General features: G+C 60.3%; 6 protein-coding genes, 1 tRNA gene and 2 rRNA genes (1 of these 9 running past the window's edge). All 9 read left to right on the forward strand.

Annotation, left to right across the window (positions count from 1 at the left end; genetic code table 11):
- A 23S ribosomal RNA gene (locus KUV38_RS19360) occupies positions 1 to 2,828 on the forward strand (it extends 3 nt beyond the left edge of the window).
- 82 nt (positions 2,829 to 2,910) lie between these two features.
- Positions 2,911 to 3,025, forward strand: a 5S ribosomal RNA gene (rrf, locus tag KUV38_RS19365).
- 81 nt (positions 3,026 to 3,106) lie between these two features.
- Positions 3,107 to 3,183 (forward strand) — tRNA-Met (locus KUV38_RS19370).
- A gap of 749 nt (positions 3,184 to 3,932) precedes the next feature.
- Positions 3,933 to 4,493 carry a hypothetical protein gene (locus KUV38_RS19375; RefSeq protein WP_222471863.1) on the forward strand — a complete coding sequence of 187 codons (561 nt, stop codon included), beginning with the start codon at positions 3,933 to 3,935 and terminating at the stop codon, positions 4,491 to 4,493.
- A gap of 132 nt (positions 4,494 to 4,625) precedes the next feature.
- Entirely contained in the window at positions 4,626 to 14,318 is a 9,693-nt protein-coding gene (locus tag KUV38_RS19380; protein ID WP_222471864.1) for a hypothetical protein, read from the forward strand.
- Positions 14,318 to 20,266, forward strand: a complete 5,949-nt coding sequence (locus KUV38_RS19385) for a hypothetical protein (protein WP_222471865.1) — start codon at positions 14,318 to 14,320, stop codon at positions 20,264 to 20,266. The genes KUV38_RS19380 and KUV38_RS19385 overlap by 1 nt, the downstream gene beginning before the upstream one ends.
- A gap of 303 nt (positions 20,267 to 20,569) precedes the next feature.
- On the forward strand, positions 20,570 to 21,055 hold the full coding sequence (locus KUV38_RS19390; protein WP_222471866.1) for a hypothetical protein: 486 nt from the start codon (positions 20,570 to 20,572) through the stop codon (positions 21,053 to 21,055).
- The gene (locus KUV38_RS19395) at positions 21,052 to 21,681 is read left to right on the forward strand and encodes a M35 family metallo-endopeptidase (RefSeq protein WP_222471867.1); all 630 of its coding nucleotides are present in this window, start codon (positions 21,052 to 21,054) and stop codon (positions 21,679 to 21,681) included. Before KUV38_RS19390 ends, KUV38_RS19395 begins: the two co-directional genes overlap by 4 nt.
- A gap of 1,083 nt (positions 21,682 to 22,764) precedes the next feature.
- A protein-coding gene (locus KUV38_RS19400; protein ID WP_222471868.1) for an IS3 family transposase occupies positions 22,765 to 23,891 on the forward strand; the annotation gives its coding sequence in 2 pieces (ribosomal slippage) (positions 22,765 to 23,029 and positions 23,029 to 23,891; 1,128 coding nt in all).
- Positions 23,892 to 23,953: the final 62 nt, after the last annotated feature.

Genomic DNA, 23,953 nt, shown 5'->3' on the forward strand with positions numbered 1-23,953 from the left:
CAAGCGCGAGAAGGGCGTTTGGTGGATGCCTTGGCAGTAAGAGGCGATGAAGGACGTGATACTCTGCGATAAGCCACGGTGAGGCGAGAATAGCCTTTGACCCGCGGATCTCCGAATGGGGCAACCCACCTGACAGTTCGTTATAATTTGCTTCGGCAATTTATAATGGGCTGAAACAGGTACTTAATTCCTGAATACATAGGGTTTTAAGAGCAAACCTGGGGAACTGAAACATCTAAGTACCCAGAGGAAAGGAAATCAATATGATACTCCCCTAGTAGCGGCGAGCGAACGGGGACCAGCCAAGCCATGAATGTGACTAGAATGAGATGGAAAGCTCAGCCGCAGCGGGTGACAGCCCCGTATAGGAAGCATGATTGGATGTATTAAGTAGGGCGGGACACGTGAAATCCTGTCTGAAGATCGGGGGACCACCCTCGAAGGCTAAGTACTCCTTACTGACCGATAGCGAACCAGTACCGTGAGGGAAAGGTGAAAAGCACCCCGACGAGGGGAGTGAAACAGTTTCTGAAACCGGACGCCTACAAGCAGTCGGAGGAGCCTCGAGCTCTGACGGCGTACCTTTTGTATAATGGGTCATCGACTTGGTCTAACATGCAAGCTTAAGCCGTTAGGTGTAGGCGCAGCGAAAGCGAGTCTTAATAGGGCGAATGAGTATGTTGGATCAGACCCGAAACCGAGTGATCTAGGCATGGCCAGGTTGAAGGTGAGGTAACACTCACTGGAGGACCGAACCCACATCTGTTGAAAAAGATCGGGATGAGCTGTGCCTAGGGGTGAAAGGCCAATCAAACTCGGAGATAGCTGGTTCTCCGCGAAAACTATTTAGGTAGTGCGTCATCCGAATACCCCGGGGGGTAGAGCACTGGATGGGTAATGGGGCCCCACAGGCTTACTGATCCTAACCAAACTCCGAATACCCGGAAGTACTAGATGGCAGACACACGGCGGGTGCTAACGTCCGTCGTGGAGAGGGAAACAACCCTGACCTACAGCTAAGGCCCCCAATTCATGGCTAAGTGGGAAAGCAGGTGGGACGACCAAAACAACCAGGAGGTTGGCTTAGAAGCAGCCATCCTTTAAAGATAGCGTAACAGCTCACTGGTCTAGATAAGTTGTCCTGCGGCGAAGATGTAACGGGGCTCAAGCCATGAGCCGAAGCTTAGGATGCGCATAGCGCATGGTAGCGGAGCGTAGTGTGACATAACTCCACGCCTTTCATACATCCTCCGGGGTGTATCGAAGGCAAGGAGTTTTCTGTGAAGCCGGCCTGTGAGGGATCCGGTGGAGAGATCACTAGCGAGAATGATGACATGAGTAGCGACAAACAGGGTGAGAGACCCTGTCGCCGAAAGTCCAAGGGTTCCTGCTTAAAGCTAATCTGAGCAGGGTAAGCCGGCCCCTAAGGCGAGGCAGAAATGCGTAGCCGATGGGAACCACGTTAATATTCGTGGGCCAGGAAGATGTGACGGATCCCGAAGGTAGTTCATCCTTATCGGATTGAATGGGCTGCTTAGGGGTTCCTGGAAATAGCCTTCCATCAGACCGTACCCTAAACCGACACAGGTGGACTGGTAGAGAATACCAAGGCGCTTGAGAGAACGATGTTGAAGGAACTCGGCAAAATACCTCCGTAAGTTCGCGAGAAGGAGGCCCGGGTTCAAGGCAACTTGGATCCGGGGGCACAAACCAGGGGGTGGCGACTGTTTACTAAAAACACAGGGCTCTGCGAAGTCGCAAGACGACGTATAGGGTCTGACGCCTGCCCGGTGCCTGAAGGTTAAAAGGAGGAGTGAGAGCTCCGAATTGAAGCCCAGGTAAACGGCGGCCGTAACTATAACGGTCCTAAGGTAGCGAAATTCCTTGTCGGGTAAGTTCCGACCTGCACGAATGGCGTAACGACTTCCCCGCTGTCTCCAACATCGACTCAGCGAAATTGAATTGCCTGTCAAGATGCAGGCTTCCCGCGGTTAGACGGAAAGACCCCGTGCACCTTTACTACAGCTTCACACTGGCATCAGGCACAACATGTGCAGGATAGGCGGTAGGCTTTGAACCAGGGACGCCAGTTCCTGGGGAGCCTTCCTTGAGATACCGCCCTTGTTCTGCTTGATGTCTAACCGCGGTCCGTTATCCGGATCCGGGACCCTGTGTGGCGGGTAGTTTGACTGGGGCGGTCGCCTCCCAAAGAGTAACGGAGGCGCGCGAAGGTTGGCTCAGAGCGGTCGGAAATCGCTCGTTGAGTGCAATGGCATAAGCCAGCCTGACTGCGAGACTGACAGGTCGAGCAGAGTCGAAAGACGGCCATAGTGATCCGGTGGTCCCGAGTGGAAGGGCCATCGCTCAACGGATAAAAGGTACGCCGGGGATAACAGGCTGATGGTGCCCAAGAGTCCATATCGACGGCACCGTTTGGCACCTCGATGTCGGCTCATCTCATCCTGGGGCTGGAGCATGTCCCAAGGGTACGGCTGTTCGCCGTTTAAAGAGGTACGTGAGCTGGGTTTAGAACGTCGTGAGACAGTTCGGTCCCTATCTGCCGTGGGTGTAGGATACTTGAGAGGAGTTGCCCCTAGTACGAGAGGACCGGGGTGAACGATCCACTGGTGGACCAGTTGTCGTGCCAACGGCAGTGCTGGGTAGCTATGATCGGAAAGGATAACCGCTGAAGGCATCTAAGCGGGAAGCCCCCCTCAAAACAAGGTATCCCTGAGGGCCGTGGTAGACCACCACGTCGATAGGCCGGAGATGTAAGTGCAGCAATGCATTCAGTTGACCGGTACTAATTGCCCGATAGGCTTGATTTGATCCAGTAACAGCAAGGCCGTTACTGATCGAAAGCCGTACTACACATACAGTGCTTGACTTGGATGATGGTTTCTTTCTCGGTTTGGTGGTCATAGCGCGAGCAAAACACCCAGCTCCATCCCGAACCTGGCCGTTAAGTGCCGTAGCGCCGATGGTACTGCGTCTTAAGACGTGGGAGAGTAGGTCGCCGCCAAACCTAGTAAGAAATCATCCGCCGTATCTCTCAAGACGATGACCAGCGCGAAAGTTCGGAAGCAGCAATCGCGCACCCAAGTGTCGCGGGGTGGAGCAGCCCGGTAGCTCGTCAGGCTCATAACCTGAAGGTCGTAGGTTCAAATCCTACCCCCGCAACCAAACTCCTCAAGAAAATAGATTAATTTCAATGCCTTGGGGGTGGAGAGATATCGCCGCTCGTTTAGCCCAAGCAATATCAGTGACTTAGCCTCGTAGGTGCAAATCACCCCGCAACCAAATGTGACGGAGTAGAGTAGCGGCCAGTCGGCGTCGTTCTCGTGATGGATAGGAGATATTTCGATACTATTTCAATAGCGTAAAGGGGTCCATGGCCGGCACGTTTTAATGCTTCTATCAGATTTTTTTCGCGACTCAGCGAGCCGATTTCAATCGGAAGCCGCTCGGTTCATGATCAAGACTCGGGTTGCAGCAGCGGTTCGGTGTCGGAACGCCCAAGACGCATATCAAGATCCCGTATCACTATGATGTATCATGTCTTTTGGTTTGTTGCGCTTGGTACACCGATGCCACGAGGGGGGCGATAACAACATTAACGCCCTTACGCAGCACCAAGTTGCCACCACTTAGCCCCAGCAGTGGTTCGGTTCGCCTTCTGAATTGATCTCGAAGAAAGGCAGCGCGCGTCGTTGAAGTGGTAGTAGGCGGAGGCTTGGCCGCCGACGATGCGTGTCGGCGAGGGCTTGGACCGGCAACTACTCGATATCTCCATCGCGGCGGTCCGGTTGTCCGAAGGCAAGCATGCACGTCTTTCGTCGCGTCCCCCGATAAGTTGCGATAGCCGCAGAGGCCTTGCGCGAATCAACACCGCTAACTTAACGTTAGGTTGAAGATCGAAAGGACATATTTCTTTGAAAGTTGTTCTAGCCGTTGTTTTCTCGATTGGATCGGTGTCTGCCGCATTTGCTGACTATGCAGCGGTGGACAAGCGGGTACGAACGGAACCCCTCGACTACCGCATCGCCTTTTGCTCCCGCCTTTCTGACGGAAATATCCTACCGACCCACGCATTCGTAATCTACACGCGCGCCGCGCCGGGGCAGTCTGCCGATTTCATGCTGGCGACTGGCTGGGCTCCCGCTGCGGGCAAGAAGTTCACGACGAGTGCGGTTGTCGGCGCTTTTTCCGAGGAAATCCTCACTGATCGCAGCCAGAATTGCCTGCCGGTTCTGGTCAATTCGGAGGCCTGGCAGGCAGCGCTTGACTCCGCCCGCGCGGTTGACTTCGAAGAGGTGTTCGAGGGCGATATCGACCAACTGGCCGAACGGTTCTCGGTGTATCGGTTGCTCGAGGACGACTGCATCACGTTCGTACAATTCATCGCTGGTAAGATCGGTTTGAAGGTCCCGGATCGGGGCGCGAAGCGGCCAGTGGACTACATACCGGAGCTTGCCAAGGCGAACGGCGCATGATGCGCGCCGATCCGTATTTGAGGGAGAAGTAATCGGCCGTATGGCCTGACGTTTTCAAATCGGGGGGATTTGCAGTGTCTGATTATTTGACTGGTTGTCCGGGGACGGCAATGTCTCCTCGCGTCATATTCCATGAAGGATGAAGACCCGCAGTTCGTCGCGCGCGCTCTGCCGCTGACGCGGCGCGCCTTTCTGGGAACGACCGCGGGGGGATTGGCGGCTACCGGTCTTGGCGCGCAAGGAATTCATGAAGATTTTGATCTGAGCTTCGATTTCTCTGAAGATCGGCGCTATCTGACCGTCAGCATCATCATGGGCGATCTGGCGACACTCCAGGCGGGTTTGCACTCCGTCAAGACTGATCGCGAACGTTTCGAAGCATGGCAACGCTTTCGCCAAGGGTTGTTTGCTGATGACATCGTCTGGACGGTGGATGCCCGCAAGTTCGGCCGGGAAGCCCGGTTCGAAGTGCGTGTGGAGGGGATCGAAACCAGCCCCGAGTACCGGCTGGAGGTCCTTGGCATCCGCTACGGTCGCGAGGCCAACCGTACGCTGACCATCAGTTTCAAGCGGTTCGTTCGCGGTGGTCGACGGACCTGGGCCATTCTTGGAGAGACCAATGTTTGGTCCGGCAGCCAGGCCGGCGCTTTCTTTGATCTGGGTGCCACGACGACGGGGCGGTTCCTTGATTTCCGCGCCTTTGTCCGAGAGGACGCTCCGTTCCTGCAGACCATCCGGCGCAGTCGCGCCGCCGGGTTTTTCCGCCGCGTGTCGAACACGCTGATCGCGCCGATCGGCGATGACACGCTCCTCCGTCTGCATCCCAACGGCGACTGGACCTATGGTGGCGCGCCGAACTTGCCGTTCGTGCGTGCGATGAACGGCAACCTGACGCTCGGACGGGTGCGGGTCGGTTGGTGCCTTGGCACCAGCGATGGCGGAGCGGAGGACGACCCGATGTGCGTGGCCCTTGGCGATGCCAGCGCGTCCGCCGTGGTGGCCTTCGGCGATGTCTTCGGGGATGTCGATATCACCTATGGCAGTGGCCGAAGTTTGCGTTTGACCGCCGAGAACCCGGACGCGTCGCCGCTTCGCGCCGTGATGCGGACGGCTGACCGGGACGAGGGACGGGGCACGGCCGTCTATCCCCGCGTGTCCGAAATGCGAATCGAGGCTGTCTGGTCCGCGCGCGCCGAGATCGATGGAGTCGAAACCGGGCCCTTCAGAGGACTTCGGGGCATACTCGCACGGCGCGCGGCGCTGCCGATCTCCGGCATTTCAGGCGATCCGGTGCGGTTCGACAATGCGGTCGAGTTCAGTGCCGATTTCACGGCTCGTGATGTGGTGCGTTTCAACTCTGAACTCGGCACCGTCGTTGCGCTGGGTCTCAGGGCTGAGGCGGAGGAGGAAGGCGTCGTTCCACCGCTCTTCCGAAACCTGTCCGGCGCGCAATTCCGCGCCGCGCTTCGCTCGCAGACGATCGGTACATCGAATGCGCCGATCCTCCAGTGGCTGGAAGCGAACCTTGAACTGGTCGAGGCGGCTTTCGCGTTGCCAGATGCCCATTACAGCCGTCTGATCTTTGATCCGACCGAGTTCCGCGTTCTCTTCGAGGCAGCTGAGAACCGCGAAGACGATCCCGTCGCGACGGAGACCGGGCAATATCAGGGCTCGTTCCTGGCGCTTGGGCCGGTCGGACCGGACGCGTTGCGCGGGTATTTCGGACTGTCGCGCGCGAAGCTTTACGCGGCGCGCGCCGATGACATGGCGTGTATGAATTTCCGCTTTCAGGGCCTTGGGCTCGCCATCACGGATAGCGACCATGAAATCGTGATGGAGCAGGCGGTTTGCGGAGCGGAAACCGCGCCGAACTTGACCAGCGGTGCGGTTGATCCGCAACACGGCCCCCGTGACACGCGGCCGTTGCTGGTGGCCGAATTCCCACCGCAACACGTGCTGGAAGAGGCATGTTTTGTGCCCGCGCCAACGCCGCTGCCGGACCTGACGCCCGACAGGCAACTCAGCAAACGCACATTTCTGGAGCGCACAGATGGCGCGCTCACGCGGGTACAATTGCAGCCTGACACCAAGAGCGATTTCACCAACGAGAGATGGGTGGTCGATCCCTTCGACAAATCGGCGGTTTCGGTCGCGTTGTCTCGTCTCGTGCGCGTAAACGACCGAAAGCTCTTTCGAGAGGAGGTCAAGAAAGTCAAAGTCGAGGAAACAGCCGACGATACCAAGGCGTTTTCTCTAGTCTACTCGGCGTTGGAGAATGCGACCGCGCCCGGCATGTCACGCACGCTTCTGTTTCTCGGGATCGACACGCGCACGCTGCCTGCCGACCAGAAGGTCTATATCGGGCCGATCGCGCTCGATCCCGATACCTCTATCGTGCTGCGCCAGATCCAGCGCGACTTGCAGGCGGCGGTGATCGACGAGCTTGTCACGGCGATGTTTGCGGCGGTCAGAGAGCAGGCGAGCCGACTCGCCGCCGCGGACGAGGACGACATTCGCGGGTTCGAGACGAATTTTTCGGCCGCCCTCGCGCTTGAGGGCCGAGTGGAAGCCGCCGTGCCGTCCTATCAGTTGTTCCGGTCCTTTTATCGGGAACAGACGCTCGATGCCTTGCAAAGCGCGAGTTCGGGTTTTGAGGGCTTCACGCCTGATCCGCTGAACATCGAGTTCGCGATCGATGCCGTACCGATCAAGAACGGGGACGGTGCCACCTACAACATGCGCCGTTGGGCGGTCGCCCCGCACCCGCTGCGGACGCCCGAACACGTCAACGGCGTGATCGCGGCATTCGGCGAATTCCTGACGCTCAGCCGGCGCCCGACCGGTCTCGCACATGCGCGCAACGCGTCGCCCTCAAGACTGGCGTTCCGGGTGTCGTGCCGGGACCGGGTCGCGGCGGCGCGCGCGCGTGTCAACGCCGAAACCGATCGTTTGGTCGACGCGCTCGATCAGGTGCCGGAGGAGACGCTCGGGCTGGGGCGGTCGCGCATGCCTTTCACGATGCGCGCGCTGACAGACTGGTCGGCGATGGAACTCTCGGTCGTCAAGCGCGCGGCCAACGTCTATTCGCCGGGTCCGGGCGGACGGCTCGACGCGCGGAGCGGCCGGACCATCGATCTCTCCGAGGCGGCACGGCTTCGGTCGCTGGGCTACACGGAAGCCGGGGAGGGTGGTTCGGTGGATGCCGCCACCCGGCTTGGCGACATCGAGCGGTCGATGAAGGACCCGCCGGGCGCCTACGAGACAGCGATCGAGATCCCCGCGCGGCTGCAGCTTTCACCGTCGGACACGGCGGTTTTCCTGAACCGCCGCGGCGTGATCCGCGCGATTTTTCAAGAGACGAACGTCAAGGTCACCGAAGCGTCCGAGACGGATTTCGTCCGATCCGAAAACGGGCGGCTCTGGACCGCACGACTGCACACCGATGGGCTCAATCCCGGTCTGAGGGCGATCCACAGCCAGGATTTCAGACCGGATTTCGTCTGGGGCGGCGCGCGGCTGCGGCAAGGCAGACTACTGTCCGAAGACAAGTATCGCTTGCCCGGTGGCAGCCCACCGCCGGCTGGAAATATCGCTCCCTGGATGATCGGTCCGACGGAAGGGCTCGGGATCACGCCCGAGGCGCTGCAGGTCACGAAGGACGTGATCGCGCGCAACTCGAATGACGCGGATGAGTGGAGCGCGGATGAGGACGAGGTCAATTTCTCCCGACTCGACACGCTGCTCGCGATGGACCCGGACGAGCGTGCGTTTTGCAAGGCGGTGATCGAGCAAGCCGACGCCAAGCCCTACGTGCTGCCCCGCCTGATCGAGCTTTTGTGTCGGCGCAGTCCCTATCTTCGCCGCTGGAGTGCCGTGGGCGACACGTTCGACCGGACCGTGGCGAATGCGCTGTTCGAACATCTCCGCCATTTCCGTGCGCCGCTTTCTGCCAACGACCGGCATCAACTGGTCGTACTCAGTTCCGCCTATGGCCTGCCGGTGACGGGACGCCTGGGCCAGGATCGGAAGGTGATCGCGAATTCCGGGCAGATCGATGTGTTGATGGGGTTCGCGATTTCGGACCTGCTGCCCGGCAGTGCGATATATCGGCCCGCACCGCTTGAAGTATCGGAGCTGTCCTTGTCGACGCTTGGCGGTTCACTGCGCCTCGACACGTCGTTCGAGCCGCCTGTCGCCGCTCGTCAGCTGGACGGAACGGAGCTCTTCGACACGCTTTCTGTCGAGAAGTGGCAGCAATGGACAGTGCTTGGACGCGATGTCTTTACCGAGATCGTCTACAAGGGGTTCTTGTATCCGCTTGGGCATCGTGCGTCGCTGATCAAGGTAACAGAACGGACCTATTTCGTGGACCCGGCGGACGGGGTGCAGCGGGCCTATCTGCGCCAGCGGATGTTCATAAGGTGCAGCAAGCCGCTCAAGGTGTTCCCGGCTGTCGGCCAACCCAATGGCGGGCGCAGCATGCCAGCCGATCGGATCAGCGTGCTGACCGTTCAAAGCCCGGATATCGTCGACCCTTACTATGGGCAAGGCGGTCAATCGGGCTCCGCCACCGAGGCGACGCTTCTGCCGAGCGGGAGGATTACGTTGGGCTCTTTCGCCGGGCTCGCTTTCTTCCCGCGCACCGCCCTGATCGATGGGGCCGAAGTGCGGTTCGAGTTGGATATCGCCGGGCACTTTACCGACATGCCGCTCATCTTCGTTGACAACACTGCGGCCAACAGCCGAGAGGCGCTGGCGCTTCTGCAGTCCTATTACAATGCCAAGACTGCTGGCGGAATCCCGTCGCCCGATATCGAGGGCGAGGACATCGACCCGATCCGTCACAAACGGAGTATCAGGTTCGATGGAAGCAAAATCCGTTATGCCGATGAGATCACATCGGGGTCGGCAAGCATCGAAACCGACGCGTGGACGCTCGCGGTCGAGGGTCGGGAGAACCGGCTTGCCCCTGCCGATCTGGCGTTTCAGGGCGGTGCCTCTGGCAGCAAGGTGCGCATCTTCGGGTTCGACAACACCTCTTACGTGTTTACACCGCTGCTTCAGGGTGTCGATCAGCCGCCATTCTATCCGGTGCTCGACACTGCACGCGTCCAGTTGCGGCAGGTCGAGCGGCTGACGGGCAAGGCGTTCGGTTCGGTCCGGGTGCGCTTTGACGGTCACTACCTCGCCAACGGTCTGCCGCTTGCCATCCCGGATGCGGAGGTTTCGGAGCAGAAGATCGCCGCCGATATCGAAGACGCATCCCGCGCGATCGGCAACGGTTCGCAAATCTTCCTGATCAACGCCGACCCGAAGCTTCAGGATATGGGCGCACAAGGGGACAATTCCGGCGGTGTTTTCCGACCGAAAGGGGAGGTCGTCGCACTCTCGAGGTCGAAGGGCGCGGTCACTCTCGGTGACAAGACCGCGGCGGCGTTCGACTTGCGTCGGCATGCGGTGCCCCCGCCGCCCGGTGGGAACGCCTACATTGCCGATGTCGCTCAGCCGAGCCTCGCGGCGGCCTTCAATGCGCTGCCTCCGACAGCGAAGCCGCAAAAGAAGCCGATCGCCCGTCCCGAAGATGTGCCCGCCACGCGTTCGGAAGACCCGATCGCAGGTGTGACCGAGGAATTGAATAAGCTTCGCGAGTTCTTCCAGGAGATCTTCGACAGCGATGCGAAGATCCTTGGGCTCGTCTCGATCAAGGACCTGCTGAAACTCTTGATGGAGCTCAGCGGCGACGGCAAGGACGGGCCGCCCGAACTGGTCGAACAGGTCCAGTATGGGGCTGGGCAACTTGGCGAAGCGGCCGACGATGCGACGAACTTTCTGAAGGACAGCGTTCTCAGGCCGATGGACCGTGCATTGGCGGTCATCCGGGAAAGCTGGACCGACATCGATGAGGATTTGCGCCGGTTGCAGAACGTCAGCAGTGCCGTCGTTCAACCTGTGACCCTCCAGGAACTTTTCCCAGAACTGTTTGCGGGGCTTCGGTCGTTGCAAGCGGCTGTCCAGTCATCGCTTGAGATCGAAGACGGGATCGAGTTCGCGCTGTCGCTGTCCGAAGTCTACGAAGCGGGCCAGCGCTTCCTGAATGCAGTGCAGGCGACGGCCACCAACCCGGTCGAGCGGTTCGAGAACGCCTTTGTCAGCCGGGTCAACGTCATTCAGACGCTGGCGGTCGACTTTGCAGATGCGCTGCCGAAGCTTGCCGAAGATGTTCTTGATCCCCTGAAAGACGAGGTGGCCGAACGCATCGCACTCTTCCTTGTTCCACCGCCTGAAACGCGAGCACGCGGGCGTGGACCGACCGCGCTCCGACGAGAAGAAGCGGACGCGCCGTTCACCGCCTTTCCGATCCTGTTGCCGAGGCCGCCCGACGTGGCGCTTCAGGAGGCGTTTGAACTGGCATTCCCGACGCGCGGTTTCGTGCGAGGCGTTATCGAAGAGTTCGTGGATATCGTCCTGACGCGCCTGCAAGACACGCGCTTGCAAGACGATCAAAAGTTGGACCTCGAGCAGATCCTCACATCGACGGCAGGTGAGGATTTGGTTGATCGGGTTCGGGAGCATCTGGACGAGCGTCTGGAGGCCGCGCAAACGAAGCTTGCAGAGATCGCAACCGACACGGCTGCCGAATACGCCCGCACCATTGCCGGTCTTCAGTCGCTGATCGAAGCCGAAGCCGACAGGTATTTCGACATCCTCGTGGACCACCTGGTTCGCGAGTTTGACCCGCTGCTGCGGTTTGCCGACGCCGTTCAGAAAGTCGCCAACACATTGGAGACGACGCCGATCAACGTGGAACTCGCGCTTCAACACGCGCTTGAGGCGGTGGAGGTTCTGACCGGCGACCTGAACTTCGATGTTGCGTCGATCTGCCGACCAAAGCCCGTGGCCGATGCACTTGAAAGTGTTGCGAAAGCCGTCGATCCGTCGCGCCTTGCATTTTATCAGATCAGCATCGGGACCATTCCGGTCGAGCCTTGCCAAGGGTTCGATGATCCCAATGTCACGGTTGTTTCGCCGGAGTTGTTCTCCGCTCTCAAAGGGTGGCACGACAAGATCGCGGAGGTGAAGACGGCCGTTGCTCCAGGCCCGATCCAAGAGGCGTTCGGTGATATCCTTGAGAGCGATGAATTTGACGATATCCCCGATCCTCAGAAGGCGGAGATCGAGCCGCTCATTCGCGCCGCGCGCACAACTGCGCTTCGCGCCGCTGACAAGATCGACGAGACAGCGGATGACCTGCTCGGCGCGCTGACGAAATTGCACTGTGATCTGGTTGATGATGCGGTGCGACTGAAGGGGCTCGGCGAGGCGTTTCAGACCGCACTTGACGACCTCGCCGACCTTTGTACCGATCCGACGGCGGCCGTTCAGCGCCTCAGCAAACAGACGGCTGCATTCCTCAGGGGACGGCGGCAGATGCTCGACCGCGCCCTGCGGAACATGGCGGCAATCTCGCAGACGCTGGAGGCGCTGGCGACGGACCGGAACGTTGCGACCGTCGCGGCTGCGGGTGGCATCGCCGGTTTGGTCAAGAAGGCGATCGACGATGTTATCGCCGAGGTCCCGCCCGGCGGGCAGGTGGCGGAACTGAACGCGTTTCTGGCCGAGGCCGAGCAGCGGTTCACGGAAATTCGCGAACAGGTTGACGCAGTCATCGCGGATTATGCGACGCGTGCGCTTGAAGCGATGCTGGAACTCGCGAAGAAAATCCGCGCGCTCGTCGTGCAGGTGAACCTGCATGCGCGCGAGATTCAGGACAGGTTCGACGCGATCAGCCAGGACCTTCGCCGGTTTGTTCAGATCGAGACCAATGCGTTCGCTGAAATCATCCAGGCTGCCAGCGAACTCGAGACGTTCTTCACGGCATTGGAGGCAGCACTTCAGCGGGATCTGACGGCGGCGCGCGCGAACCCGGACAGGGCCATGGACCTGTTGCTGGCACAGGCCGAACGCAAGACTGCGCCGGGTCTCGACGTGCCCACCTTCTGGGTGCAGGTCAATTTCGTGCAAAGGGTTCCCGTCGACGAGGACGACCTGCGCTCGATCTTCTACCGAGTCGAAGAACAGATTACCAAGTTCATCCTGTCTTATTCTGGAGCCGTCGATCGTGCCTTCGGTGTCCTAACGGCCGAGGTCGAGCGACAGTTGGACAGGCTGGTGACCTATGTCATCGGAAACCCGGCTGATGGTCTTCGCGATGTACTGCTGATCGACAAGCCGAGCCTCGGTCAAGACTACAAGGATGCCAAGTTTGGCCTCGTCTGGGCCCTTTACCTGTGTCTGCAAGACCTGCGCGACGAGGTGCTCGATGGCACCGGTGCGGCGGCGGCACTCTTGAAGCCGGTGCTGCTTGTTGAGAAGCGTGACGGGACACCTGCCGACGACGTCACATTTGACGACCGGCTGTCCGAGGATGTGCGCCTGTTGCAGGCCGCGTTCACCGATGCGGGCGATGGTGCGACGCCTGTGTCAAATGCAGCGCATAGGGCGTTCCTCAAGGAGTTCGTCACCGAATGGACGCAACGCAACAGTACACCGCTTTTGATCCTGCGCGGTGTGCAAGAAGTGTTCGCCGACCTCATTCGCGGCAACATCATCCAACAATTCCCCTTCGACCAGATCCGCGATCAGATCGAGGCGGAGTTGCGCGCGCTCGTGCCGACCAAGGTCGAGATGAAATATGCGTTCGGCGCCAAGTTGAACCCGGGGATGAAGGCTGCAACCGCCGGTATATTCGAGCCACTCAAAGGGTCGAGCTTTACCGTCAACAGCGTCATAGCCGTCGATATCGGAAGCGGCCGGCCGGAGGTTAGTTTCCGTTCGGAGGGCGTGCTGGGCAAGTTCGACATCAACCTTGTCGGCAGCTTCGACGCGATCAAGCTCAAGTTCAACGGCGCGATGTTCGTCACAGAGAACGGGGCGGACCCGCGTTTCGACGTGGATTACTCGGATTATGTCATCGGCAAGGAACTGGAGTTCGTTCAGCAACTGCAATCCTACTTCACGCCCAAGGACGGATCCGGCTTCTATCTCGAGCCGCTGTTTTCCCCCATCGGCATCGAGGCGGGATACGATCTACCTCTTGGGACAATCAGCATCGGGACGGCGTCGTTTTTCAACGTGGCTATTTCGGCCGCAGCGCGCTTGCCATTTGACAATGACGAGGCTCGGTTCCGCGGATCGCTCTCGCGACGGAGCGCGCCCTTCACGGTTTCGATCGCACCTTATGGCGGTTCCGGCTTTTTCGCTATCGAAGCCAACACTAAAGGAATCGTAGGCTTCGAGGCGTCCTTCGAATTCGGCGGCGCGGGGGCCTTCGCATTCGGTCCGCTGACTGGGCAGGGCCGTTTGATGGCCGGTGTCTATGTCCGCCAAACACAGGTGCCGGGCCGAGGAAAGGTGACCGAGATCTCGGGCACGTTTTTCGCCGGTGGCTCGGCAAACATCTGGATCTTTTCGTTCGGCTCCTCGCTTTATGTTCGGCTCGGCATGGTCAATGGGGACATGTCGGGCGAGGCGGTCTTCACCTTCTCTTTTTCGATGGGAATTAAGGACTTCGAGTTCTCGGTGGAGGTCTGGCGGCAAGAGGGCAAGGGCTTCGAGTCCAGCAGCCAGGCATCGCTGCCGCCGCCGGGAACGCGACTTGCCGGGCACCTTATCGCGGGGGCAAGTTTCGTTTCACGCGATGCAAGCGATCTGATCATCACTGACCGCGTCCCGCAGGTTGAGGTGGATGTAGTCCCGAAATCCCAGAGTTGGCGTGAATACAGGCGCTACTTCGACAATCGCCTTCGGGTCGAGGATGTCTTCTGATGGCCAGAACATCCTCCAATTCCGCGATATCCACCGAATCAGAAGACATCCATGTCGAGCCCTACGCACGCGTGGTGCCCGCAGGTTCAGGTGGCGGGACATTGCGCGCAACGCTCCTTTTCTCGCCGGACCTGTCGGAAACAGCCACAGGCCTCACGCTCAACGACTGGACCAGCGACATCTTCACAGTACTGAAAACCGGAGTAGGTGCGCCGAACTTCCCTGCTGAGACATGGTCGCTGCCGTTGGCTGTTCTTCCTGTGACATATGTCGAGGGCAATGGTGGGACGTTTATGAAGCCCCGGCCCGCAAATTGCGGCGATGCCGTTCTTGTCCGGGGGCAGGCGCGGCTGGCTGGGCGGACGCTCAGGCGCGACCGCGATATCGCGCGTGTGGGAGAGCTTTGGCGAAAGGGCATCTTTAAGGACCCGACGCGGGAAAACTGGGCCGCGCTTGCGGCAGCGATTGCCGCTTCTCTCGATCAGGGGGCGATGGAAGCCGATCTACTAGAGGCGGACCAGGTACCTCATGATGCAGCGCTTTTCGGGGATCATGGCCAGGTCGACAAGCCAGTGGTTGAGGAAAGCCGCCGCCGCTTGCGTTCGATGTTCACCGTCCCGCAGGCGGACTTGTCCGTCTGCCTTGAGTTTCAACGTGTCGAAGAACTGCTCTGCTCTATTTCCTGCGCCTGCGGTGATCTAGACGCGCGCAAGAAGGCAGAACTCAACCGAATGGTCGACAAGGTGTTGGCGGTTCAGAAGGACGCCGATGATGACCGGGGCGCTTTTGTACCGCAACCCGACACCTACAATATCGAAAGTCCCGGCTTCGATGAGGAAACGCTTCAGGCGCAGATCGCCGAGCACGAGCCAGACGTACAGGGCAAACTGCGCGAGGCCAAGATTAAAGAGCACGCTCGGCTTCGAAAGGCGGCCACGGGGCTTCGAGAAAAGGGCAAGTCGTACTTCGATAGCGCGCTGGAAGAGGCCGACCAGATCGAATGTAGTGCGACCGATCAGGTGGCCGATCTGTCGGCGGGTGTCGTAGCCCCGATCAACGGGGCAGGTGACGCGGCCTTCGACGCTGCAGCCGATGCTCACGATTTGGCGTCATGGCCAACGTACAGTGAAGAGCGTGGCACGTTCGGACAAAAGGCGCGTGTTCAGAGACAGGAGACCGACGAGGCAAACGCCATTCGGCAGGAGGGCATCCGCACCTTCTTTACCGCGCAATCAACGCCTGCAATCTCGCGCCTTTTCGGCCTGGCGGTCGATGTGGAGATTGATCTCGACGAGATGCGCGCCAGCATCGAAACCTGCCTCGGCGGGAAGTCGGAGGGGTTCCTGTACATCAGTTGCCCCGCCGCGCCGAACCGCTCCTTGCCGTGGACGCTCACAAAAGTCCGCATCGAAGAAGACGATCTGTGGTTCTGGCCCGCAACGGAGGCCGAAGTAAATCTTGGCCCCAACATTCCCTGTAATGCCAACTCTCTCACGGAGTTTGACGGGCACCGGGTCATGGGTGCCGGGACGCCGTCGAACATGACTGACAAGAGCGGGCCATTGGTGCGTCGTTTTGAAGTGACGAGCCTTGATATCCGGACCGCGACCGAGTTGGAGTTGCAGCGCCGCAAGACCCGGTTGGCGAACCTGCAATCGCTGGATGTCTGGCATGAAGACGAACGTCTCATGGACCCGGATCATCCCGAGCATGCGACCGTGCGCGCCGAATTAAGCTTACAGATTGAGGTCGGGCATTGGCCTGACCTCGAGGACAATTCAACGTTCCAGACGGCGGGCCTGGCCCTGCTGGATCGGGGGGCGCTCCGCCAAGCGGCGCGGAAAGCGGCGCGGCGCGTCAGCAAGACCGTCACCGCAAGCGACGGCCCCCGGGCATGTACGCCGGACGTCGACGCCAAACTGATCTGCGAGCATGAGACCCATATTGTGCTCGACGCCGAAGATCTCGCCATTGGCACGCGCATGGATGTGGGCTTGCCGGTCGTTGGTCAGTCGGAGACGGTCTGGAGATCACTCACGGCGCGGATCGTCGACTATGGCACGACGGGTGATCCCGTGGCCCGAACGGTCATCGACGACCTTCTTCCGCGACTGACAGGTGGGTTTGGTGGCGCCTACCGGATCAGCCTCGACAGCGCGCTGCAATCGTTGCCGGCCCGGCTCAGTCCGCTCGCCAATGTGGGTCCAGGGCTCGACAAGCAGAATGTGGAAGCCGTGGTCGAAGAGGCCTTCGTTCAGTGGGACGGATCGCCCATGGGGGCGGACACGTCCGCGCCCGATGTGACCGCGTCGGATGTGACGCTCGACACGTTCGACTTCGGGCGTAGGATTTCCCTGCCGCAGGCGGGTCAGAATGCCCGCGAGTTGCTCGCTCCGCGCCTGCGATACGGGCTGCCTTACCGCTTCAAGTTGAGAACTGTCTATCAAGGCGGTCTTTCGGTGCCAGTCGACGCTGGCGGGACGTCGGATGCACGGTTGGACGGTCAACTCCACCTACCCGCGGTTCCGACAAACGGCAGACCGTATTCACGGTTCCTGCGCCAGCACCGGATAGATCCGCCGACTGTTCTGTTGGAAAGGGTGATGGCCGAGCGGCGCAACCTGCCGATGGCGCCCGAGCGAGGGACGCGCGTCGTCGTGCGATCGCTGACCGAGAACGGCGATGGCGATCAGCTGGCGGCTTTCCAGAACCGCGCGCGTCCAAGAACGGCGCGCCGCGTTCTGATGCCCGCTGCGACATCTTTCGAGGAAGCGGAGCGGCATGGTGTCTTCGATGACATAGCGCCAACCCGCCCGCGCGGTATGTTTCCCCGCGCCGAAAACACCGCAAAGACCGGCTTTCCTGTGACAGTGTCGACAACCCGCAAAGGGCCCAACGACGAGCGCTATCTGACCGGACGGGCTGTCCGGCAAGCGCCGAGCGCGCCTGATCCGAGCACGACAACGGAGTATGGCGACCCGGTTTTGCGAAACGGGGGGGCATTTGGACAGGGGCGCTACTACCCCGATCCCTCGGCCGAACTGATGGCATTCGGTCTTCGCCGCCCGGGGACGAATTGTTACCTTGCTCCCGGCGAAACCGACCTGACAGTGCGGCACGACCGGCGCCCGCGGTCGTCGAACGTTCAACCCTACCCCCGACTGATCCCGGCCGTTCTTGACGTGCAGGCCGACACCCGGTTGACCCCGCGCGCCAATCCCAAACTGGACGACGTCCTGACCAAGCCCCGAAACGGCATCTTCATCGAAACGGGCGGGCGTAATCCGGGCGATCCCATAAATGAGCGCGTGTGGCGCATTGTGGCCCGGCTGGCACCGGGAGAGAGCTATCTTCTCGACGTTTGGTCAGTGCCAAGTGCCGAGAAACTCGCGCGGAACTTCTCACTTCTTCAGATGCTCGGTATCTATTGCAGCTTGAAGGGTGAGGCGTCGTCGCATTTCGATGTGACGGGCATCCTCGCGGGACTGCGCACCCTGATGGGCGAAACACTCTACGACAAGATGCAGGCCGCGCTGGCCAAGGACCCGGATGCATTGACCGAAGAGAGCCTGAAGGCGGCTGCGTTGCAAAGCTCTTTCGTCGGCCCGGGCGGGCATCTGGCACCGCCGAAGCCGATCCTGACATGTCTGGCTGAGATCATTCATCAACTGATGAAGACGCGCCCTTTGCCGGAGATTGCGGCCGTTCGCACGCTGGAGATCACCCACGCCACCAACCGGCCGGTCCGACCGCCGGTTCTGGTGGACAACCGCCCCGCTGATTTCGAGCCGTTCGAGGCGAAACTGCGCTCCGGTGTCGATGCGGGGCACGTCCATCCGCTCAGGGTTTTGCGCCCCTCCCGCGAGCGGTTGACAGCGGCGCAAGTTGTTCCCGAGGGCGCTGGTCCAGCACCGACGGGGTTCATGACGGGGTCCCATCCCATCGATTTCGAGAGCCGCGAGTTTGTCTTGGACGGCATCCTGCGCCTCGCACTCGATACGGTGGACGGCTTTGAGGTCGTGGCGCGCGGAGCGTTGCCGTCAAGTTCCGATTTCGACAACCGCTCGCGCGGGAGAAGCGTTGCGGCGCGTTTGGCGGGGTACTGGCCGCGCTTCAAGTTGCTGGACAATGAAGACTACTACCAATCCGCACGCGATCTCTTCGGGTTCAAGCTGGCCGAGAACGGGCAGGTGGGTTTCGATGACGCGGAGTTCACCTTGCTGCGTGTCGAACAGATCGGGCGTCCCGTTGTCGGGGCAGACGATGGATACGCAACACTGGAGCTCCGCCAGTTCTATTTGAGCGACACTGATCCGACGGGCACATGGCGTGTCACCAAGCGACATGTGTTTCCGGATGGCAAAGCCCGGTTGCTTGACCTCGAAGTCCGGGCGTTCTCACGCACCAGCGGATTGATGCGGACGGTTCGCTTTATCGACGGTCTGAACCGCGCCCGCGATGCGGAGGAGATGCCGGCGCGGTTGTCATATCGCGGTATGGATGGCGACCGTCTGAAGGTCGCGCTGCCCGCGACACGCCGCCCGGCGGCCTGTGACGCGCTGGCGCCCGAGCCGGAGTTCGTGCAGAACGATCCCGTGCGGACGCGGTCCGGCAGGCTGTCCTTGTCACGACGTATCGTCACGCGCATCCGGCTGGGCCGAGAGTGGTACTCAACTGGCGAAGGCGAGAAGCTCGGCGTCGTCCTCTGGCCGCCTGAGATCGATCCGGGCCTGAAGAAGCCGTTTCACGCGTTCAAAGTGCCCTTCAAGGGCATGCAGAGCGAACAGGCGAAGGTGACGCTCGACCTAAGTGACTTTGAGGACAGCGATCTTGGGCCCGGCGGCGCATTCGTAACGCGTCTTGGGGCGGACCCGACCATCCGGCAAAATCCCGCCTTGGCGGAAGAAGAACAGGCGCACCGTCTTGCACTCGAGGGCGTCCTCGACAGTTTGCCGCGGAACTTTTCTCTCGCGCCGCATCTGCCCGGACCGTTTCTGGCACCTTACGCTTTCCATCGTGATCTCGAGCGGCCCGATACCGATCCTCGGAAAGCGCGGTATGTCGACAACGTCCTGATGCCGGTGGTGGGTGATGCGGTAGAACAGGGCGCGCTGACACCCGACAAGACACTGACGGTCGGTCTTGTCTGTTACGAGCCGCGCTTCGATCCAGAAGACGAGGAGTGGTACGTCGAGATCGACCTTGATACCCACGGCATGCCGCAGGCGTTCGTGCGGTTCGGCCTTGTCCGGTACCAGCCCAACACGACGCGCGCATTGCAGGTGTCGCAACCGGTGATCCAGCAGGCGCAGATTCTGCCGGACCGCCACCTGAGCGTACACCTTGATGATCGTGAACTGTCGGTCGACCTGCTGGGTATCGTATCATTTGGAGCGAAGCGGTTGCTGGACGACAGTCTGGATGGCGAGGTTTCGTTCGATGAAAGCGTCGGCGACACTGACGACGTCAAACAGCGCATCGCTGCCCGCGATGCCGAGAACGAAAGGCCCAAGGTGCTCGTCCGGCTTTATGTCGAACGGACGTTGCCAAACGGTGTCAAGACGCGGACGCCGCTTGGTGACCCTGCACCGATCGATGCCGAAGACCTGTCCGAGGCCGACTTGCTGGCATGTTTGCGGCGCGATCCCGCCCTGATCGGGGACGATCGCGAAGCGGAAGAACGAAAGCTGAAGCCATTCAAAGGGTTGGGCCCAACAGATCACTCCTGGCTCTCGCGTTGGCAAACGCGATACAAGCTGCCAGAGGGGCTCGACGGCGACGATACGCTGGTGCTCTTCGTTGAGGAGGTTACATGGCGCCGGGTGTCGAGCTATCCCATCGAACCCCTGCCGGCTGACAAGCTCCATATCGATGACGTTGATCTCTTCAGCCCTGCCGGTCCCACATACAGCGCCAAGGTGACGCTGGGCCGCGTGCGCGATCTCTAGGTGTTCAGTCCCGGATTGTGATGGGTTGGATCGACGTTGAAACGTTCCGGCACTGATGTCCGGATTTTGCAGATGTATTCGAACGGCGTGAGGCCTTGCAGCTTGTGAGCCCGGTGCCGCGAGTGTGACGGCCTGCGTCCGGAAGCTGTTCGACGAAGCGATAACGCCAGCTTGACGGAGAAAGATCCCGGCCCAGTCTGCGCCGCTACCAACATTGCAAAGACCCCGACCGGATGCTTGGCGTTAGGCGGATGGGCCCGCCTGTTGTATGCTTGGCTACATTTCCAATTGAAGGATGTTGCCATGAAACGACTAATTCCCATTATCGCATTCTCGGCCATCGCCGCCGCTACTCAGGCGATGGCGGCATGCGGCTCGGGGCCGGATTTCTGCAAGGACGATCCGCGCATCGCGGACCTGCTTGCTGAGAAGAAGGCACGTTTGGCCAAGGATTTCCCTGCCGAGCTTGTCGCCCTGCTCGACCGCGGCTCGATGTGCGTGGCTCGGATCAAGCAGTCGCCCGACATCTTCACCATAAAAGAGGTCAAGGCCAATGGCGACTGGCAGACCGTGCCACTTGACTCCGACGCATTTCGTATCTCGAAGGGTCGACTGACGACGGGCGAGATCAGCCATTTCTGGCTTCTGCACGCCAGCCGCGCCTTTGCCTGTGACGGCGACAGCCCCCATGACCAGAGGGACGACTGGATTGCCGCGGAGGAGGTCAATTCGGACCTGGCCATTCGCTGCGGCGATTGCATGCTGACCTTTCCGGGAGACGCATCATGAGGGTGGGTTGGAGCGGCGTAAGTGCGTTGGTGCTTTCCCTTTGGGCCGGCGGCGCGGTTGCGGATGATTACGACGAATATCGCGTCGCCTGCACGGCGGCAGAGGAAACCGCGGCCCAGGCTGCTGTCGCGCGTGCACGTGACCTCGTGGGTGCGGCGCTCGATGCCCTGCCCCCGGTCAATTCAGAAGGCGGAGCGCGCTTCCAGCGGTGGTTCGGTGGGGCTGATGGCGAGTATGACGCCGTGGTGCGTGACGTATATGCCGGGATTCTGGTCTCGCTTTCGTTTTCCAGCATCTGGTGCCCGAACACGAGCCTGCCGGCCCCCGATATCGATCCCGGCACATGGGCCTTCGTGCCAGGCGATGCCGTCGACGAGATGTTCCTGATGGCGCCATTCTTCGGTCTTGGAACAAGCGGGGCTGATAGCCGGGCCGGTGTCATCATCCACGAGGCGTCCCACTTGTCGGTGGTCGCCGATGTCGTCGACTCCGACGTCACCGGAGACAATGAAGCCGATTACGGGATCGAGAATGCCGAGCAACTGGCCCGCGTCGATGCCGACCGCGCGCGAAGCACGGCGGACAACTACCAGTACTTCGCCGAAGACCTAGCGTCTGGCATCTGACCCAAGCGCGGCGCATCTACGCGCCGCGTCGATCAATCCCCTCCATTCATGGCCGGGGCGACCTGCGACATGTCAAGGACCATTGCGAAGATCACAGGCGCAGCAGGTCAAACTGGGGAGCGCGGGATGTCCTGACGGTGCACAGGTCGTCGCGCGGCACTGGCACGACCATATGGTGCTCACCGTGATGCCGTCGCTCGAATTACGCTTCCGCGAGGCTCAAGAATATCCGCTGCGGCAGGATGTGCCGGTGAACAGGTGAAAGACGCCAGTTCGGGCGCGTCGGAAAACCGAAAAGTTGCCCGGAAATCAGAGGTTTCTGACGTGAACGAGCACTGCCCATTGGGACCCAGTCTCGTATCGCTTGCATTGAGTGGGCGGCGCCTGTGCCCGCCATTCGTCCTGAACTCCGCAATAGATGGATGCCTGCATTCACCGAGCCGCGGCTGCACAGAGGGCGCGCCATTGTGACCTATGGTGCGACATGGCAAGCTATCACGCGGTCGAAACATGAACACATACCGCACAATCGACCACAGCACACTTTCCGTAACCGAAGCACTTTTCGTTGATGCCGACAGGAACGGTGCCGGGGTGTCCGCAATAGAGCAAGTTGACTGATAGACCGGCTGCCAAGAGTAAGCTTCATGTTCTGAGCCGTCCGATCCGCTGCCCTGCGTTTTTCCACCGAAAGTCTTGCTACTATTTCTGCACCTACATCGACGTCATCGGGGTGGTCATCGATGAGTATGGTTGAGGTGGAGTTTGCAGCGTCCGCCACGAGCCGTCCGCCGGGATTTCGGCCAGAGGCCAACTATCCCCTTCTCCGCGGAACGACGATCTTGAAATTCTGTGGCTCGGCGTGAGCCAAAATGCTGACTTGCAATGCTGAACGAAGGCCATTTATGCGGTTCTCGCCTCCCACTGTCACCCCGCGCCTCCCAATTCTACGCCGCAATCCGCGGGACCACGCCTTCGACCAACCGCAGAAATCGTGAGTTGCGAGCCCCCGCAACTGGAGTAGCCCCCTGAAAGTGGTCCACCAACTGGGATAGTTTTGTCCCGTAGTTTGGAGGATCAGCGATGGCTGGGAAACGAGAGAAACCCGAAGAGATCGTATCGAAGCTTCGGCAAGTTGAGGTTTTGCAGGGTCAAGGAATGACGGTCGCGGAGGCCGTGCGCCAGATCGGCGTGACGCAGCAGACGTTCTACCGATGGCGCAAGCTCTATGGTGGGATGGGCAGGTCTCAGCTCGCACGGCTGAAGGAACTGGAGAAAGAGAACCAGCGGCTGCGGCGGGCTGTGTCTGATCTCACCCTGGACAAGCTGATCCTGACCGAGGCAGCAAAGGGAAATTTCTGAGCCCTTCGCGCCGCCGTAGTTGCATCGAACATGTGCGGCAGGAACTGGGCGTGTCCGAGCGCCGCGCCTGCCGCACGTTGGGCCAGCATCGATCCACGCAGCGCAGGGTGCCCCAGGGTCGAGCCGATGAAGAGCGTCTGACCGACGACATCATCGAGTTGGCTGACCAATACGGGCGCTATGGCTACCGCATAGTCACCGGCATGCTGAACAATGCAGGCTGGCATGTGAACCATAAGCGGGTCGAACGCATCTGGCGGCGTGAAGGGCTGAAGGTCCCGCAGAAACAGAAGAAAAAGGGACGGCTCTGGCTGAACGACGGGTCATGCGTTCGTCTCAGGCCAGAGCGGCCGAACCACGTATGGTCCTATGACTTCGTGCAAGACCGGACCCACGATGGCCGGGTCTATCGGACGCTCAACATCATCGACGAATACACCAGGGAGGCGCTGATGATCCGCGTCGATCGCAGGCTCAACTCAACCGACGTGCTGGATGCGCTGACCGATCTGTTCATCCTGCGTGGGCCGCCGCAATACATCAGATCGGACAATGGCCCGGAGTTCATTGCGCAGAAGGTGCGAGACTGGATCGCCGCCGTCGGCGCAAAGACAGCGTATATCGAACCAGGCTCGCCCTGGGAGAACGGATACTGTGAAAGCTTCAACGCTCGCTTCCGCGATGAATTGTTGAACGGTGAGCTGTTCTACAGCCTGCGCGAGGCCCAAATCATCATCGAGAAGTGGCGGGTTCACTACAACACGGTCAGGCCGCACAGCGCCTTGGGATATCGCCCGCCTGTTCCAGGAAGTATCGTGCCCATAGACCTGAGGCCGACGATGCACTAACAATCAAACCGGACCACCGGAAGGGGGCAGTCCAGCTTCGTGCTTGGCCTGAGTTTACCGAC

This window comes from Vannielia litorea (assembly GCF_019801175.1).
Lineage (GTDB): Bacteria > Pseudomonadota > Alphaproteobacteria > Rhodobacterales > Rhodobacteraceae > Vannielia > Vannielia litorea_B.